The following is a 238-nucleotide window of genomic DNA, read 5'->3' as shown; positions in this document are numbered from 1 at the left end:
GACACCATCAGCCAGCGCTTCCCGCCGCCCGGATCTGCTCCCCCAGCTCGTGGATCCGCGCTTCACCCGCGTTCAGTGCCTGCGGGCTGGTATGGACCGAGTAGTAGCCGGTTGCCAGCGGATACGGATGCCGTGCTGCGGTACCGAACACGAACTCGGTGTCCTCACGGGCGAAGAACGCAACGTCCTGGCCACCTTCCTCGAAGACCACCAGTTCACCTGCACCGATCGCTTCGGG

Annotated in this window: 1 protein-coding gene; it reads right to left on the bottom strand. The window is 65.1% G+C overall.

The genetic code is table 11. The annotated features are described in order from the left end of the window. Nucleotides 1-7: 7 nt before the first annotated feature. Nucleotides 8-238: hypothetical protein (locus ACRHNM_RS18105; RefSeq protein WP_431138017.1), on the bottom strand; the 231-nt coding region annotated here is incomplete at its 5' end.

The sequence above is a fragment of the Psychroserpens mesophilus genome (assembly GCF_050617655.1).
GTDB classification, from domain to species: domain Bacteria; phylum Bacteroidota; class Bacteroidia; order Flavobacteriales; family Flavobacteriaceae; genus Psychroserpens; species Psychroserpens mesophilus_A.
This window is presented reverse-complemented; position numbering and strand designations above follow the sequence as displayed.